Origin of the sequence: Novosphingobium aureum (assembly GCF_015865035.1) — a bacterium.
GTDB classification, from domain to species: Bacteria; Pseudomonadota; Alphaproteobacteria; order Sphingomonadales; family Sphingomonadaceae; genus Novosphingobium; species Novosphingobium aureum.
Window position 1 is genome coordinate 1,098,677 of sequence record NZ_JADZGI010000001.1, and the last position, 15,998, is coordinate 1,114,674.

Below are 15,998 nucleotides of genomic sequence, written 5' to 3' on the forward strand. Positions count from 1 at the left end.
CAAGGACGGTCGCGGGATGCCAATCTCGCGGCCGTTCTTTTTTTATGGCCGAGATCAATCGGGTGCGGGGTATTTCATGCGTAAGTTGGGCCGAGCGGCGGCAGCCTTGTCAGTCTTGTGTGCAACGCCCATCTGGGCCGACGACATGAGCAAGATGACATATCCCGAAACCCGCCGCGGCGACGTCGCCGAGACCCTCTTTGGCGAGACCATTGCCGATCCCTACCGCTGGCTCGAGAATGACGTGCGCGAGGACAAGGAGGTCGCCGACTGGGTCGCGCGCGAGAGCTCCTTCACCGACGACTATCTCAAGACGCTGCCGCAGCGCGACTGGTTCGCGGGCCGGGTCAGGTCGCTGCTCGACTTCGAGCGCTTCAGCCTCCCTGAGAAGGCGGGCAAGCGCTACTTCTACACGCGCAATTCGGGCCTGCTCAATCAGGCGCAGCTCTTCGTGCGCGAGGGGCTCAAGGGCGAGCCGCGCCTGCTGATCGATCCCAATGCCTGGGCCAAGGACGGGGCCACCGCGCTAAGCGACTGGGTGCCCTCGCACGAGGGCTCGTTCCTGCTCTTCAGCATACAGGACGGGGGCAGCGACTGGCGCGTGCTCCACGTGCTCGACGTCAAGACCGGCAAGGTGCTCGAGGACGAAATCCGCTGGGTCAAGTTCTCAGGCCTCGCCTGGGTCGGCGAGGAGGGCTTCCTCTACTCGCGCTATCCCGCACCCGGCGAGGGCGAGACCTTCCAGGAACGCAACTACAACCAGACCGTCTACTTCCACCGCCTCGGCACCGCGCAGGACGAGGACACGGTGGTCTACCGCACGCCCGATCACCCCGAGTACAACCATGTCGCACAGGTCACGCAGGACGGGCGCTGGGCGATCGTGACCAGCTCGGTCGGCACCGATGCGCGCTACGAGGTCCACGCCATCGACCTGAAGGCGAAGGACTGGACGCCGCGTCCGGTCGTGACCGGCTTCAGCGATGCCTGGGATCTCGTCGAAGGGGTCGGCAACCGCCTCTGGTTCGTCACCAACGAGGATGCACCGCGCAAGCGGCTCGTCGAGGTCGATCTCGGCAAGGCCGAGCCGGTCTTCTCCGAGGTCGTGCCCCAGCGCGAGGACATTCTCGAGCGCGCGGGCATCGTCGGCGACAGGCTGGTGCTCAACTACATGCACGATGCCGCGAGCCGCGCGGTGATCGTCGGGCTCGACGGCAAGACGCCCAAGGAGCTGACCCTCAACGGCATCGGCACCGCGTCAGGTTTCTCGGGCAAGCCGGGCGATCCCGAGACCTTCTACGCCTTCACCAGCTTCAACCGCCCGGCCTCGATCTTCCGCATGGACATCCGCACCGGCAAGTCCGAGCCCTTCGCCGAGCCGGAGATGGACTTCGACCCCGAGGACTTCCTCGTCGAGCAGCGCTTCTACACCTCGAAGGACGGGACGCGCGTGCCGATGTTCGTGGTGCGCCGCAAGGACGTGGCGGCGAGCGGCAAGGCGGTGCCGACGCTCCTCTACGGCTATGGCGGTTTCGACATCGCGCTGACGCCCGGCTTCTCGGCCTCGCGGCTTGCCTGGGTTCAGGCGGGCGGCGCCTATGCGCTGGCGAACCTGCGCGGCGGGGGCGAGTACGGGCGGGCCTGGCACGATGCCGGACGGCGCGAGAACAAGCAGAACGTGTTCGACGACTTCATCGCTGCGGGCGAGTATCTCAAGGCCGAGGGCATCACCAGCAAGGATGGCCTGGGTATCCAGGGCGGTTCGAACGGCGGGTTGCTCGTCGGCGCGGTGACCAACCAGCGCCCCGACCTCTTCGCCGCCGCGGTGCCGCAGGTGGGCGTGATGGACATGCTGCGCTTCGACCGCTTCACCGCCGGACGCTACTGGGTCGACGACTACGGCTATCCCGACAAGGAGGCCGACTTCCGCATCCTGCGCAGCTATTCGCCCTACCACAACGTGCGCGCGGGCGAGGACTACCCCGCAATCCTCGTCACCACCGCCGATACCGACGACCGCGTGGTGCCCGGCCACTCGTTCAAGTATGCCGCCGCGATCCAGCACGCGGACCTTGGCGACAAGCCGCACCTCATCCGCATCGAGACGCGCGCGGGCCACGGTTCGGGCAAGCCTACCGACAAGGTGATCGAGGAATCGGCGGACATCCTCTCGTTCCTCGCGCAGTGGACAGGGCTCGAGGTTCCGCAGGACTGAGCCGGGTTCGGGGCCGGAGCCATGGGCGTGCCGGTGCTATCGTCGCACTAGTGCACGCTCTCGGTTCATCGACGCGACAGCGCGGCCCGTCTATGCCATGATCCATGCTGACGGCGCGGACAGTGCGCGCCGAGGATGGACACGAGACATGATGCGGTTCCTGCGTTCGCGTACGAGTACCCTCTTGGCGGCCACGGCCGTGCTGGCGATGAGCGCCACGCCTGCGCTTGCCCGGGGCCGCCATGGCCCGCCGCGCCATCATCACCATCACCGCGGCGGATCGGGTGCGGGCGACCTGCTCGCGGGGCTGCTCGTGATCGGCGGCATCGCGGCGATCGCGAGCAACATTTCGGCCCGGCAGGCGCCGCGCGAGGCTCCCTACGAGCCCGACGGCCCCTATGGCGCCGACGACGATGCCGGTTACGGCGCCGACTACCCCGGCGCCGACGGCGGCGATGCCTATCGCGGCTCGGCGCGTCCGGCCTATCCCGGCGGGCCCGTTGCGGGTGACGACGAGGGCTACGCCGAGCAGGACTATCCCGAGGACAGCAGCGCCGCCTACGCCGGCTCGCGCGGGCGCGACGGGTCCGATCGCAGCTATGGCGCGGGTTCGGCTTCAGCCAGTTTCGGCATGGCGGTCGACACCTGCAGCGAAGAGATCGAGCGTTCGGGCGAGCGCCGGATCGGCAGCCTCGGCGAAGTGACCAGCCAGAACGGACGCGTCGCGGTCTCGGGGCGCCTGACCGACGGTCGCGGTTTCGCCTGCAGCATCGACGACACCGGCCGCCTGCGTTCGGTCGCGGTCGACGGGCACGCGATGATCTGAGGCGAGGGGGGCGCGGTCGGCAGCCCTGCTCTAGGCAGGGCGCCGATCAGCCCGAGCGGAGAATGGGTCGGTCTTGAACTGCTTGAAAAATTCGGCCTTCCGGTTTCGGCCCATTGCGCGCAGGGTGCCACAATCCTGTCATGGCTAGGCGGCGACGGCATGTTGGCAAGTATGCTCAAGAGCGCTGGCCCAGGCTTCATAATTTGATGGTAGTTCACTTCGGTGAAGACTTCAGCGACGATTACGGGTCGCTTGAAGGTGCTATGAGGGCCGCTACGACCGACGGCTCAGTCGAGCATAGGGAGGCCATTGTTCAAGAGTGGCGCGATTGGAATGCGTGGGAGGGTGTCGAAGAAGACATCAGGCCATTCCTGCACGATGGGTTCAGCGTGGCGGTGTTCTTGCGAAGACCAGTCGATGGCCGCAATCTAATGAACTGGCTTTATGACGAACTGATAGCCGGCATCCGGGCCGATGTCGGCAAGCAATGGCAATGACCGCACCCCACCCATCTTCGTCATTCCCGCGAAGGCGGGAATCCAGACAGCGCAGCGCTTCGCCTCAAGATCAGTGGTCAGAAGCTGCGCGGGTCGCCCATAGGTAATTTTCACCGCGAGGTTGGAGCTGGATTCCCGCCTATGCGGGAATGACGAGGATTGGGGTGCGGAACTGGCATCGGGAACTGGTGTCATGGAAGCTGAACCCAAGGTTCCGCTTTTTGCGCAAATCAGTCCCTCCAGCCCCGCTCAGCCGGAGCCTGTCGAAGGCCCCGAGGTGGGGCGCTGTGGCTCGCATGTTTCGACAAGCTCAGCATGAGCGGAGAATATGCCGGTCCTGAACTGCTTTGAAAATTCGGCCGTCCGGTTTCGGCCCATTGCTGACATCGAGTCTTCTCGGTTAAATAACTCCATGCGCTTGATCATAATTTTCACTTTGACTGGGCTAGTAGCAGGTCTCATCAGCTTTTTTGTTAGTAGGTTCTCTAGCCGCCTAGCTGGTCGGCTAGCGATATTAATGTCTCTGATCAGCGCTCCACTTCTCGCCTACACGGGTTGGTACGCATGGACCGCGAAGGCTGGCGACGATTGGACATGGTGGATGCCTGGGATTGTGATGCTTTCACCTGTATTGGTCGCTTGGGCCATCGGTACGTTCTTCGGGTGGGCCATCGCTCGAACGGGGAAGGCAGGGCCAAAGTAGCGAAGCCAGTCATGTCCGCACCCCACCCAACTTCGTCATTGCCGCGAAGGCGGGAATCCAGACAGCGCAGCGCTTTGTCTCGAGATCAGTGGTCAGAAGCTGCGCGGCTCGCCCATAGGTAATTTTCACCGCGAGGTTGGAGCTGGATTCCCGCTTTCGCGGGAATGACGAGGATTGGGGCAAGGAACTTGCTTTGGGAATTGGTGTCATGGAAGCTGAACCCAACCTTGCGCTTCTCACGCAAATTAGCCCCTCCAGCCCCGCTCAGCCTGAGCCTGTCGAAGGCCCCGAGGCGGGGTGCTGTGGCTCGCATGCTTCGACAAGCTCAGCATGAGCGGGGCGCCAACATTCGCCAGCCCATGTCAGCCTTTCCAATCACCGCCGCATCCTAGCCTCCGGCGACCTCGTCGCCGCGGTGGGTGGGCAGGCCGAGCTTCCATTGGATGGCCGCGGCGCGCAGGGCGAAGCCGCAGGCGGCGCCGACCATCCACGAGGTCCAGGGCGTCACGTCGAGGCTGATCATCAGCGCGGCGACGCCCGAGGCGAGCGCGGCGGCGGTGACGTAGAGTTCGGGGCGCATCAGGATCGAGGTCTGTCCGGCGATCACGTCGCGGATGATGCCACCCGCGCAGCCGGTCATTACCCCCATCAGGAAGGCGGGCACCGGCGGCACGCCCCAGCCCAGTGCCTTGATCGTGCCGAGCACCGAATAGACCGCCATGCCCAGCGCGTCGGTCCACAAGAGCATGCGCATGTTGTACCAGCGCACCGGGGTGAACCAGGCGATCATCGCCACCGCGAGGCAGACCGGGGCGACGAGCCGGTCGTGGACCCAGAACACCGGCGCGCCGATCAGCAGGTCGCGCACGGTGCCCCCGCCTACACCCGCGATCAGCGCGAAGAAGGCGACCGTGACGTAAGTCTGGCGTTCGCGCGTGCCCGACAGCGCGCCCGAAAGCGCGAAGAGGCCGATGGCGATGAGGTCGACGGCGGCGGGCAGTACCGGGGTATCTGGAGGCGTGATCATCGCTCCTGCCTAGCACTGCTTGGCTGGCGCAGGCCACCGGGACTGGCGCGAAATCCGCAGCGTTCGCAAGGCGCAGGTGCCGCGCGCTCGCCCCTTGCATGGCGCGGGCAGGGGGCTAGGTTGCCAGCAACGTAGATCTCCTATGGAAGATACCTCATGACCCCCCGCAAGACATTCGCCCTTTTGCCGGCCCGCAAGCTGGCTCTTCGCAAGCTTCCCATGCGCGCGGCCGCAGCGCTGCTGGCGAGCGCCACCGCGCTCACACCGCTGGCGGCTTCGGCGCAGGAAGCCAGCGCGCCTGCCGGCTACGACATCAATGCCCAGCTCGCCAAGCTCGCGACGATCAAGATGGACGTCGAGACAGGCTTCCTGACCGAGGAGGAGCGCGAGGTCGTAAACCTGCTGATCAAGGCCTCGGACCTGCTGAGCGAGGTCTACCTGCGCCAGCGCTTCGCACAGAACCCGCAGGTCCAGCGCGCGGTCTCGATGAACCGGCGCGCCGACCGCGACCAGCTGGTCGAGATGTTCGCGCGCAACTTCGGTCCCTGGGATACGCTCGCCGAACTGCACCCCTTCTGGGGCAATACCGCGATGCCCGAGGGCGCGGGCTTCTATCCCGTCGACCTCACCCGCGCCGACTTCGAGAGCTACCTTGCCGCCCATCCGGGCGAAAAGGCCGCGCTGACCAGCCCCTATACGGTGGTGAAGCGTGAGGGCGACAAGCTCGTCGCGGTGCCCTATTCGGTCGAATACAAGGAGTGGCTCGAGCCCGCCGCGAAGCTGCTCGAGCAGGCGGCGGCGCGTACCTCGAACGCCAGCCTGAAGAAGTTCCTTTCCCTGCGCGCCAAGGCTTTCCGCACCGACGACTACTTCGAGAGCGAGCTGGCCTGGATGGACATCGAGGGCACCCCGATCGAACCCGCGATCGGCCCCTACGAGGTCTATACCGACCGCCTGATGGGCGCGAAGACCGCGTTCGAGAGCTTCGTGACGCTCAAGGACCCCGAGGAAAGCGCCGCGCTCGCCAAGTACAAGAACTACCTCAAGGACATGGAAGCCAACCTCCCGATCGAGGACCAGTACAAGAACTTCCAGCGCGGTTTCGCCAGCCCGATCGCGGTGGCAGAACAGGTCCACGGCGGAGGCGACAACGTGCCCGGGCCGCAGACGGTCGCCTTCAACCTGCCCAACGACGAGCGCGTGCGCGAGGCCAAGGGCGCGAAGAAGGTGATCCTCTCGAACGTGCTTGGCGCCAAGTTCGAGCGCATCCTCGCTCCGATGGGCGCGCTGGTGCTGAAGGCGGATCAGGCCGCGCTCGTCGCCAAGAAGTACATGGTCTTCGAGACGCTGTTCCACGAGCTGTCGCATAGCCTCGGGCCGGGTACGATCACGGTCGGCGGCGAGACGACCACCGTCGACAAGATGCTCAAGGAGCAGGGCTCCGCGCTCGAGGAGGCCAAGGCCGACGTCGCGGGCGTCTGGAACATCCTGCTGATGATGGACAAGGGCGAGATCCCCGCGACCGAGAAGCCGCAGCTCTTCGCGACCTACTTCACCGGCATCTTCCGCGCGGTGCGCTTCGGTGCGGTCGAGGCCCACGGCAAGGGCGCAGCGCTCCAGTACGGCTACCTGCGCGCCAAGGGGGCCTTCACCTACGATGCCGCCTCGGGCCGCTACACGGTCGACGATGCGAAGACGGAGGCGGGCGTGCGCGACCTGCTTCACGACATCCTGATGCTGCAGGCCAAGGGCGACTACGAGGGCACCAAGGCGTTCATGGCGAAGTGGGCGAAGCTCGACGCCGAGGCCGAACAGGCAATCGCGGCGATGGGCAGCCTGCCGGTCGATATCCGCCCGGTCTATCCCGACGCGGTGTGAGCATGCGGCGGGAGGCCGGAGTGACCGGTCTCCCGCGCAGCCTGGGGCTTACTACAAGGCCCACCACAGGTAGCCGGTGATCGTCGCGAGCGAGATGATCGTCGAGCCCAGCACCACGCGCGCGGTGACCTCGGCCTCGCGCCCGTAGAACTCGGCGAGCATGAACGGGCCGGTGCCGGTCGGCAGGGCCGAGAGGATCACCGCGGCATGGACCGTTGCCGCCTCGAGGTGGAGCAGCGGGGCGGCGATCAGCCAGACGATGAGCGGCTGCAGCACCAGCTTGATCGCCATGAGCATGCCGACGCGTGCGCGCGGGGTCTTGCTGCCCTTGCGGTCGGCGGCGAGGAACAGGCCGAGCGCGACCAGCGCACAGGGCGAGGCGGCATTGCCGAGCAGGGTCAGGAAGCTATCGACGGGGCCGGGCAGGGCAATCCCCGTGATCGGGAAGAGGCTTGCGACGAGCGGGGCTGCTACCAGCGGATTGGCGAGCACCCGGCGCGCGACCTTGAGCGCCAGCGCCCGGTAGGAGGCGGCCTTCTGCGTGCTCGCCTCGATCAGCACGATTGCAGTCGCGAAGAGCGCGCAGACCGTCATCAGCACCGAGAGCAGGGTGAGCGACTGGAACTGTGCGCCGAGCACCGCTGCGATGATCGGGAAGCCCATGTAGCCATTGTTGGCATAGCTCGAATTGAGCCCGTCGATGGCCGCGTCGGCAAGCCCGTGGCGCATGCGCCAGGCGAGCGTGAGCACGAAGGTGCCGAGCGTCCCGCCGACCATCGCGACAAGGAAGCCGGGCTGCCACAGCTGTGCAGGCTGGGCGGTCGCGACGATGTGGAAGAGCAGTGCGGGCAGCGCCAGCCAGACCACGAAGCGGTTGAGCTCGCTCGTCGACTGCGGCCCGAGCGCGCCGAGCCGCCGTGCCAGCCAGCCGGCGAAGATGAGCGCGAAGATCGGCAGGACGGTGAGCAGCGGGGTCAGCATGTGGCAGGCCAGTTCGGTTGGGCGGGGTCTCGTTCAGCGCGGTCGGTCGCAGGCGTCGTGCGCGCTCAGAACGAGACGCGCATGTAGCCCGAGACCCGCGCGCCGCTGTCGTTGTCCCAGTAGGGGCTGGTGCGGTTGGCGGACTGGTCGATGGTGGTGTCGGAGAACTGCATGCCATAGGCAAGGTTGAGGTGCGAGCGCTCGATGCCGAGGCGATAGTCGGTGTAGTTGCCGTCGGGGCGCAGGCGCACGGCGCGCATCGCGGCCAGCGTGTCGTCCTTGCGCGAACCCAGGGTATGGCCCGCCCCGGCGTAGAGCGTGAAGCCGGTGCCGGGCAGTCCCAGCTCGGCGTCGGCGGAGAGGTAGAGGTTGTCGCCGCCGATGGCGTCCTGCGAGGGCGCATAGGCAGCGCCCAGGCGCAGCCATGCCGGGCCGAGCGTGCGCGAGACGCCGCCTTCCAGCTCGACGTAGTCCATCGCGCCCGCATCGAGGTAGAGGTGCGCGCGCGCGCCGGCGGTGAAGGTCCAGCCTGCCGAGGCGGTGCGCAGCTGCGGCGCGATCTCGAGACCGAGCTCGGCATCACCGTTGCGGTTGCTCGAGCGCAGCGTGGCAGCGCGCGCATCGAGGATGAAGGAGGAGGTGACGGGCAGCGTGCCATCGACGAGGAGCGCGGCCTTGCCGCCGCTCTGGCCAAGGCCGCGTGCACGAAGGTCGGTGGTCGCCTCGATCGCGGCGCTCGCGGGCAATACGCCCTGCGCCTGCGCGGCAAGCGGTGCGAACGCGGCTGCGGCGAGGGTGAGCGCTGCGGCCTTGCGCGCGATGGCGGGGATAGAGGGGAAGGAGAAGCCGGACGGGGCCGCATGGGCGGCGGTAACGCAATGCCTGTACATGCGGCCCCGCTTAGCGATGGATCAGTGCTCGGCCAAGGACTTAGCGGCAGTGATGGTCGCGGCGAGCTGGGGGCGGTCGGCGCTCGCGACCTCGGCGAGGTGGGCGCGCATGTCCTCGCCACGTTCGGCGACGAGCTGGGCGGCGAGGTCATCGCGGCTCACGCAGCGTCCGGCGCGGGTCTGCGAAAGCTTGGTCCGGCCCGGCAGCACGGTGCTGATCGCCTCGCCTGACGCTGCATCGGCGATGCGGCGCTCGACGGTGACGAGGCCCGAGACACGGCAGCGCTGGTTGGTGCGATGGCTGGCCGAACCCGTGCCCAGCTGGCGCGTCGTGGTCTCGACATGAGCGACATAGGACACGGAGTAGGCCTTACCGTTCTGCTCGTGTTCGATGGTGTGCACGGGCGCGCCGGTGGTTGCGGCGGCAGCGACGAGGGTGGCGACGAGAATGCTCATGGGGTTCCTTTGCGTGTCTGCCCGGTTTCGGGCGGTTGGGGGCGAAACCGGGGGGAATGCGTCGCCGGGAGAGGACGCGCGATTGCTTCGCGAGGACGCACGGGTCAACGCGGGCAGGCGGGTTACTTCGCAGAGCGAGAGATAGGAGCCCCGGTGTCCATTATTGCGGGACCATGCGGACACCGGGGCACGAGACGCGGGTCACAGTCGGGGGTGCGTCTCGCCGAGTTTGCAGCGCTAGCGGATGCGCGATGGAGGAATGCGCCAGACCCCGATCAGGGGTGTGGTCGGGGCGCTGGAAGCGCATTCCGGACAGGCCATCGACATCGTACTCTCTCCCAAAAGCGATAGCGCGCTCAATATTCGGGCATATGATGCCTCTCGATTGAGCAGTGCATGCGTACCTTTTGTGCAATGCTGCATTGTTGCTGCTTCGCAAGATTGCTTGGCATGGCGCCGGGGGAGAGCTTGCCGCGCGCATGCAACCGGGGGTGGGGTTTGATGCGATCCGATGCCATTCCGCTCCATAATCCGGATTTACGCCCGATACCGCTCAGGCTGAGCTTGTCGAAGCCCGTGGATGGCACCCGCAACCCATTTCCCCAGGCCTGCAACAAGGCTTCGACAAGCCCAGCCCGAGCGGATGGGAGGAAGAGGAGGGGGCACAGAGCGCCTCAGGGACCTGCCCTGAAAGGCGATGACCCACGCAATCCGGCGCTGCCACGAAAAAAGGGCGGCGCCGACCTGCGGCACCGCCCCTCTTTCTCGTTCGGCCCTCTGAGGACCGGCGCGATCACATGTGGATCGGCTTGCCCTGGATGCCCATCGCGGCTTCCTTGATGGCTTCCGAATGGGTCGGATGCGCATGGCAGGTGTAGGCGATGTCTTCGCTGGTGGCGCCGAATTCCATGGCCTGCGCGGCCTGCGCGATCATGGTACCGGCCACCGAGGCGATGCACCACACGCCGAGCACGCGGTCGGTCTCGGCGTCGGCAATGACCTTCACGAAGCCGTCGGGCTCGTGGTTGGTCTTGGCGCGCGAGTTGGCGAGCATCGGGAACTTGGAGGTCTTGATCTTGCCCTTTTCCTTGGCGGCTTCCTCGGTGAGGCCGACGCCGGCGATTTCGGGCTGGGTGTAGACCACGCCGGGGATGACATCGTGGTTCACGATGCCGGTCAGGCCAGCGATGTTCTCGGCCACGGCAATGCCCTCGTCCTCGGCCTTGTGCGCGAGCATCGGGCCGGGGATGACGTCACCGATCGCCCACACGCCGTCGACCTTGGTGCCGAAGTCGTGGTCGGTCTCGATCTGGCCGCGCTGGTTGAGCTCGAGGCCGATCTTGTCGAGGCCAAGGCCCTCGGTGTTGGGACGACGACCGATCGCGACGAGCACGACGTCGGCATCGAGCACTTCGGCATCGCCGCCAGCGGCGGGCTCGACGGTGACCTTGGCGGCCTTGCCCTCGACCGAGACGCCGGTGACCTTGGTCTTCAGCTTGAGGGTCATGCCCTGCTTCTTGAAGATCTTCGAGGCTTCCTTGCGCACGTCCATGTCCATGCCGGGCAGGAGCTGGTCAAGGAACTCGACCACGGTGACTTCCGCGCCGAGACGACGCCAGACCGAACCGAGTTCCAGGCCGATCACGCCGCCGCCGATGACGACCATCTTCTTGGGGACGGCCGAAAGCTCGAGCGCACCGGTCGAATCGACGACCACGCCGCCGGCATTGTCGATCTCCACGCCGGGAAGCGGGGTGACGCTCGAGCCGGTGGCGATGACGATGTTCTTTGCGGTCTTGGTCTCGCCGCCCACCTCGACGGTGTGCGCGTCCTTGAACTGGGCGTAGCCCTTGAGCCAGTCGACCTTGTTCTTCTTGAACAGGAACTCGATGCCGCCGGTAAGGCCGCTGACCGCGTCCTTGCGCTGGCCCTGCATCGCGGGAAGGTCGAGCTCGGGGGTTACCTTGATGCCCATCGAGGCCATCGCGCCATTGGCGGCGGCATCGAAGTATTCCGAGGCGTGGAGCAGGGCCTTCGAGGGGATGCAACCCACGTTGAGGCAGGTGCCGCCAAGCGTCTCGCGGCCTTCGGCGCAGGCGGTCTTGAGACCGAGCTGTGCACCGCGGATCGCGGCGACGTAGCCGCCGGGGCCGGCGCCGATGACAAGCAGGTCGTAATCGTAATCAGCCATTGTTTCGGCCTTTCGTCGCGCTAGGGGCTTCGACAAGCTCAGCCTGAGCGGGAATTGGTATTCAAGTCAATCGAACCCGCCAACCCTGAGCCTGTCGAAGGGCGGGCGGGCCTGCCGCTCCGGCCGGCCACGAGGGCAGGCGGAGCGGCGAGGCAACCTCAGAGGTCGATGAGGAGACGCGTGGGATCCTCGATCGCTTCCTTGATCGTCTTGAGCGCGGTAACCGCCTCGCGGCCGTCGATGATGCGGTGATCGTAGCTCAGCGCGATGTACATCATCGGGCGGATCACGATCTGGCCGTTGCGCACGACCGGACGGTCCTCGATGCGGTGAAGGCCGAGCACCGCCGACTGGGGCGGGTTGATGATTGGGGTGGACATCAGGCCACCGAACACGCCGCCGTTGGAGATCGTGAAGGTGCCGCCCTTCATGTCTTCCATGGTGAGCGTGCCTTCCTTGGCCTTCTTGCCGTAGTCGGCGATGGCCTTCTCGATGCCCGCGAACGAGAGCTTGTCGCAGTCCTTGACGACGGGGACGACGAGGCCGTTCGGGGCCGAGACCGCGATCGAGATGTCGACGTAGTCGTGGTAGACGATCTCGTTGCCGTCGATCTGCGCGTTGACCGCCGGGATGTCCTTGAGCGCGAGGACCGAGGCCTTGGCGAAGTAGGACATGAAGCCAAGCTTGATGCCGTGCTTCTTGGCGAAGACGTCCTTGTACTTGTTGCGCGATTCCATGACGGCCGACATGTCGACGTCATTGAACGTGGTGAGCAGCGCTGCATCTTCCTGCGCGCTCTTGAGGCGCTTGGCGATGGTCTGGCGCAGACGCGTCATCTTGACGCGTTCCTCGTTGCGCGCCGACGGCGCGGCAGCTGCCGGGGCCGAAGCGGCGGGCGAGCCGGCGGGCTTGTTCTTGGCAGCCTCGAGGACATCGTCCTTGGTGATGCGGCCGTCCTTGCCGGTGCCCTTGATCGTCGCGGGGTCGATGCCGTGCTCGAGTACCGCGCGGCGCACCGCGGGCGAGAGAACGGCAGCGCCTGCCGAACCTTCGTCGCCAGCCGAAGCGGCGGCGGCAGGTGCCGGAGCGGGCGCGGCAGCGGCGGGAGCCGGAGCAGCGGCCTTGGCGGCGGGAGCGGCAGCACCGCCCGAACCTTCCTCGATGGTCGCGATCAGCGCGTCGACGGTGACGGTGTCACCCTCGGCGGCGAGCTGCTGGCCCATCACGCCGGCATGCGGGGCCATCACGTCGATGGCGACCTTGTCGGTCTCGAGGCTGCAGATGGGCTCGTCGGCGGCAACCGCTTCGCCGGGCTGCTTGAGCCACTGGCCGATGGTGGCCTCGGCGACGGATTCCCCGAGCGTGGGGACCTTGACTTCGGTGGACATGATTTATCTCAAGCCTTTTGCTTGCGGCGGAGTTCGGAACGGACGGAAAGGTGCAGCGCATCGGCGACCAGCGCGGACTGCTCGGCGACGTGGCGCTTGGCAAGACCGGTTGCGGGCGAGGCCGAGGCGTGGCGACCGGCATAGCGCGGACGCGGGTTCGAGACGCCGGCTTCCTTGGCGGCGGCCTCGATCTCGTTCTCGACGAAGAACCAGGCGCCGTTGTTCTTGGGCTCTTCCTGGCACCAGCAGATTTCCTCGAGGTTGGTCATGCGCGAGAGGCGCAGGGCCAGCGGCTCGCCCGGGAAGGGGTAGAGCTGCTCGAGGCGGATGATCTGGGTGTCGTCGATCTCGTTCTCGTCGCGGGCCTCGATCAGGTCGTAGTAGACCTTGCCCGAGCACAGGATGACCTTCTTGGTCGCAGTGTCTTCCGGCGCCTTGGGGTCGGAAAGAATGCGGAAGAAGTGACCCTCGCCGGTGAAGTCCTCGGCGGGCGACTTGGCCATCGGGTGACGCAGCAGCGACTTGGGCGTCATGATGACGAGCGGCTTGCGGAACGGACGGTGCATCTGGCGGCGAAGCACGTGGAAGTAGTTCGCCGGGGTCGTGATGTTGCAGACCTGGATGTTGTCCGATGCGCAAAGCTGGAGGAAGCGCTCGAGGCGTGCCGAGGAGTGCTCGGGGCCCTGGCCTTCATAGCCGTGCGGCAGCAGCATGACGAGACCGTTGGCGCGCAGCCACTTGGCCTCGGATGCGGCGATGTACTGGTCGATCACGATCTGCGCGCCGTTGGCGAAGTCGCCGAACTGCGCTTCCCACAGCACGAGGGTCTTGGGATCGGCGCTCGCATAGCCGTACTCGAAGCCGAGCACGCCGTATTCCGAGAGCGTCGAGTTCAGGACCTCGAAGCTGCCGTGGGGCAGGGTGGTGAGCGCGGTGTACTTGTGCTCGTCCTTCTGGTCGACCCAGACCGCGTGGCGCTGCGAGAAGGTGCCGCGCTCGCAGTCCTGGCCGGACAGGCGCACGCCGTAACCCTCGGTGACGAGGCTGCCGAAGGCGAGTGCCTCCGCGGTCGCCCAGTCGAAGCCCTCGCCGCTCTTGAACATCTCTTCCTTGGCGGAAAGGACGCGCGCGAGCGTGCGGTGGATGTTGAGGTCCTCGGGCACGGTGGTCAGCGTGCGGCCCAGGCTCTCGAACAGCTTGGTGTCGATGCCGGTCTGCACGTTGCGGCGCGCGCTCTCGGTGTCGGCGGGCTTGTGGAAGCCCGACCAGCGACCCGCGAACCAGTCGGCCTGGTTGGCCTTGTAGGTCTTGGCCGCCTCGAACTCGTCCTCGAGGTGCGCGGTGAAGGCCGCCTCGGTCTCGCCGAGGAAGGCGTCGTCGATCACGCCTTCGCCCTTGAGGCGCTCGGCGTAGATCTTGGAGACCGGCGGGTGCTGCTTGATCTTTGCGTACATCAGCGGCTGGGTGAAGCCGGGCTCGTCGCCCTCGTTGTGGCCGAAGCGGCGGTAGCACCACATGTCGATCACGACGTCGCGGCCGAAGGTCTGGCGGTAGTCGATCGCCAGCTTGCAGGCGAAGGTCACCGCAGCCGGATCATCGCCGTTGACGTGAAGGATCGGCGCCTGGACGCCCTTGGCGACGTCCGAGGGGTAGGGCGAGTTGCGCGCGAACTGCGGGCTCGTCGTGAAGCCGATCTGGTTGTTGATGATGAAGTGGATGCAGCCACCGGTGTTGTAGCCCTTCACGCCCGACAGGCCGAAGCACTCCCACACGATGCCCTGGCCGGCGAAGGCGGCATCGCCGTGGATCAGCACGGGCAGCACGGTCTTGTGCTTGGCGCCCGGGCCGACGTCGTCGCCGATGTCGTCGTGGTGGACCTGGTAGGCGCGCACCTTGCCGAGCACGACCGGATCGACCGTCTCGAGGTGCGAGGGGTTGGGCATCAGGCTCATGTGGACCTTGATGCCGTCGAACTCGCGGTCGGCCGAGGTGCCCAGGTGGTACTTCACGTCACCCGAACCGCCCACGTCCTCGGGGTTGGCGGTGCCGCCCGAGAATTCGTGGAAGATGACCTTGTAGGGCTTGGCGAGAACGTTGGCGAGGACGTTGAGGCGGCCGCGGTGGGCCATGCCGTAGACGATCTCGCGCACGCCGAGCTGGCCGCCGTACTTGATCACGCTCTCGAGCGCGGGGATCATCGCTTCGCCGCCGTCGAGGCCGAAGCGCTTGGTGCCCACGTACTTCTTGCCGAGGAACTTCTCGTACTGCTCGCCGCGCACGACGGCTTGAAGGATCGCCTTCTTGCCCTCGGGGGTGAACTCGATTTCCTTGTCGGCGCCTTCCATGCGTTCCTGCAGGAAGCGGCGCTCCTCGACATCGTTGATGTGCATGTACTCGAGGCCGACCGCGCCGCAGTAGTTGGCGCGAAGGATCGCCACCAGCTCGCGCACGGTGGTCCACTCGAGGCCGAGGCTGCCGCCGACGTAGACCGGACGGTCCTGGGCTGCGCCTTCGAAGCCGTGGTACTCGGGGGTGAGGTCGGCAGGCAGGTGGCGCTGCGTCGAAAGGCCGAGCGGGTCAAGATCGGCGGCGAGGTGACCGCGCACGCGATAGGTGCGGATCAGCATCATGGCGCGGATGGAATCCGCGGCTGCCTGGTCTATGCTCTTCTGATCGACCTTGGCACCGCCCTTGGCGGCTGCCTTCTCGACCGCCATGCGCAGCGCCGAGGGATCGAGACCTTGCGTGAGGTCGTCCTCGTTCTCTGCGCCGACGAGCGGCCAGTTCTTGCGCTGCCAGCTGGGTCCGGCCTGGGGGCCGTCGAGGGCCTGGTCGGGGGTGAACTCGAAACTTTCGTCGCCCATGGGGTCACCTTTTCCGTGCCGGCGCATGATGCCCGGTACATCCTGGGAATGGTCTGGGCACTGGGGTTCCCGGGGAGGAGCC

11 protein-coding genes are annotated in these 15,998 nt (G+C 66.5%); 4 read left to right on the forward strand and 7 right to left on the reverse strand.

The genetic code is table 11. The features are described 5' to 3' along the window. The first annotated feature begins 145 nt into the window (after positions 1 to 145). The 3 genes from I5E68_RS05230 (at position 146) to I5E68_RS05240 (ending at position 3,538) form a co-directional block, all read left to right on the forward strand. Complete coding sequence (locus I5E68_RS05230) at positions 146 to 2,215, forward strand: prolyl oligopeptidase family serine peptidase (RefSeq protein ID WP_197161573.1); 2,070 nt, start codon at positions 146 to 148, stop codon at positions 2,213 to 2,215. Positions 2,216 to 2,363: 148 nt separating this feature from the next. Beyond that, positions 2,364 to 3,041 carry a hypothetical protein gene (locus I5E68_RS05235; protein WP_228726838.1) on the forward strand — a complete coding sequence of 226 codons (678 nt, stop codon included), beginning with the start codon at positions 2,364 to 2,366 and terminating at the stop codon, positions 3,039 to 3,041. Positions 3,042 to 3,247: 206 nt separating this feature from the next. After that, the gene (locus I5E68_RS05240) at positions 3,248 to 3,538 is read left to right on the forward strand and encodes a hypothetical protein (RefSeq protein WP_197161577.1); all 291 of its coding nucleotides are present in this window, start codon (positions 3,248 to 3,250) and stop codon (positions 3,536 to 3,538) included. Positions 3,539 to 4,629: 1,091 nt separating this feature from the next. Here I5E68_RS05240 and I5E68_RS05245 read toward each other — a convergent pair. Next, on the reverse strand, positions 4,630 to 5,268 hold the full coding sequence (locus I5E68_RS05245) for a trimeric intracellular cation channel family protein (RefSeq protein WP_197161595.1): 639 nt from the start codon (positions 5,266 to 5,268) through the stop codon (positions 4,630 to 4,632). A 156-nt stretch (positions 5,269 to 5,424) separates the two neighbouring features. Here I5E68_RS05245 and I5E68_RS05250 point away from each other — a divergent pair, with 156 nt between their 5' ends. Further along, positions 5,425 to 7,146: a DUF8614 domain-containing protein gene (locus I5E68_RS05250; protein ID WP_228726839.1), complete on the forward strand. Its 1,722-nt coding sequence runs from the start codon at positions 5,425 to 5,427 to the stop codon at positions 7,144 to 7,146. A gap of 51 nt (positions 7,147 to 7,197) precedes the next feature. Here the strand turns inward: I5E68_RS05250 and I5E68_RS05255 are convergent, their stop codons facing one another. The 6 genes from I5E68_RS05255 to I5E68_RS05280 form a co-directional block, all read right to left on the reverse strand. Further along, entirely contained in the window at positions 7,198 to 8,127 is a 930-nt protein-coding gene (locus I5E68_RS05255) for an AEC family transporter (protein ID WP_197161598.1), read from the reverse strand. 65 nt (positions 8,128 to 8,192) lie between these two features. Continuing rightward, positions 8,193 to 9,017 (reverse strand): TorF family putative porin, encoded by an 825-nt coding sequence (locus tag I5E68_RS05260; protein ID WP_197161601.1) that lies wholly within the window; start codon positions 9,015 to 9,017, stop codon positions 8,193 to 8,195. 21 nt (positions 9,018 to 9,038) lie between these two features. Continuing rightward, complete coding sequence (locus I5E68_RS05265) at positions 9,039 to 9,473, reverse strand: hypothetical protein (RefSeq protein ID WP_197161604.1); 435 nt, start codon at positions 9,471 to 9,473, stop codon at positions 9,039 to 9,041. A gap of 793 nt (positions 9,474 to 10,266) precedes the next feature. Continuing rightward, entirely contained in the window at positions 10,267 to 11,664 is a 1,398-nt protein-coding gene (lpdA, locus tag I5E68_RS05270) for a dihydrolipoyl dehydrogenase (protein WP_197161607.1), read from the reverse strand. Positions 11,665 to 11,822: 158 nt separating this feature from the next. Next, positions 11,823 to 13,052 carry a 2-oxoglutarate dehydrogenase complex dihydrolipoyllysine-residue succinyltransferase gene (gene odhB, locus I5E68_RS05275; protein WP_197161611.1) on the reverse strand — a complete coding sequence of 410 codons (1,230 nt, stop codon included), beginning with the start codon at positions 13,050 to 13,052 and terminating at the stop codon, positions 11,823 to 11,825. Between the two features lie 8 nt (positions 13,053 to 13,060). Then, on the reverse strand, positions 13,061 to 15,916 hold the full coding sequence (locus tag I5E68_RS05280) for a 2-oxoglutarate dehydrogenase E1 component (RefSeq protein ID WP_197161614.1): 2,856 nt from the start codon (positions 15,914 to 15,916) through the stop codon (positions 13,061 to 13,063). Between the last annotated feature and the right edge of the window lie 82 nt (positions 15,917 to 15,998).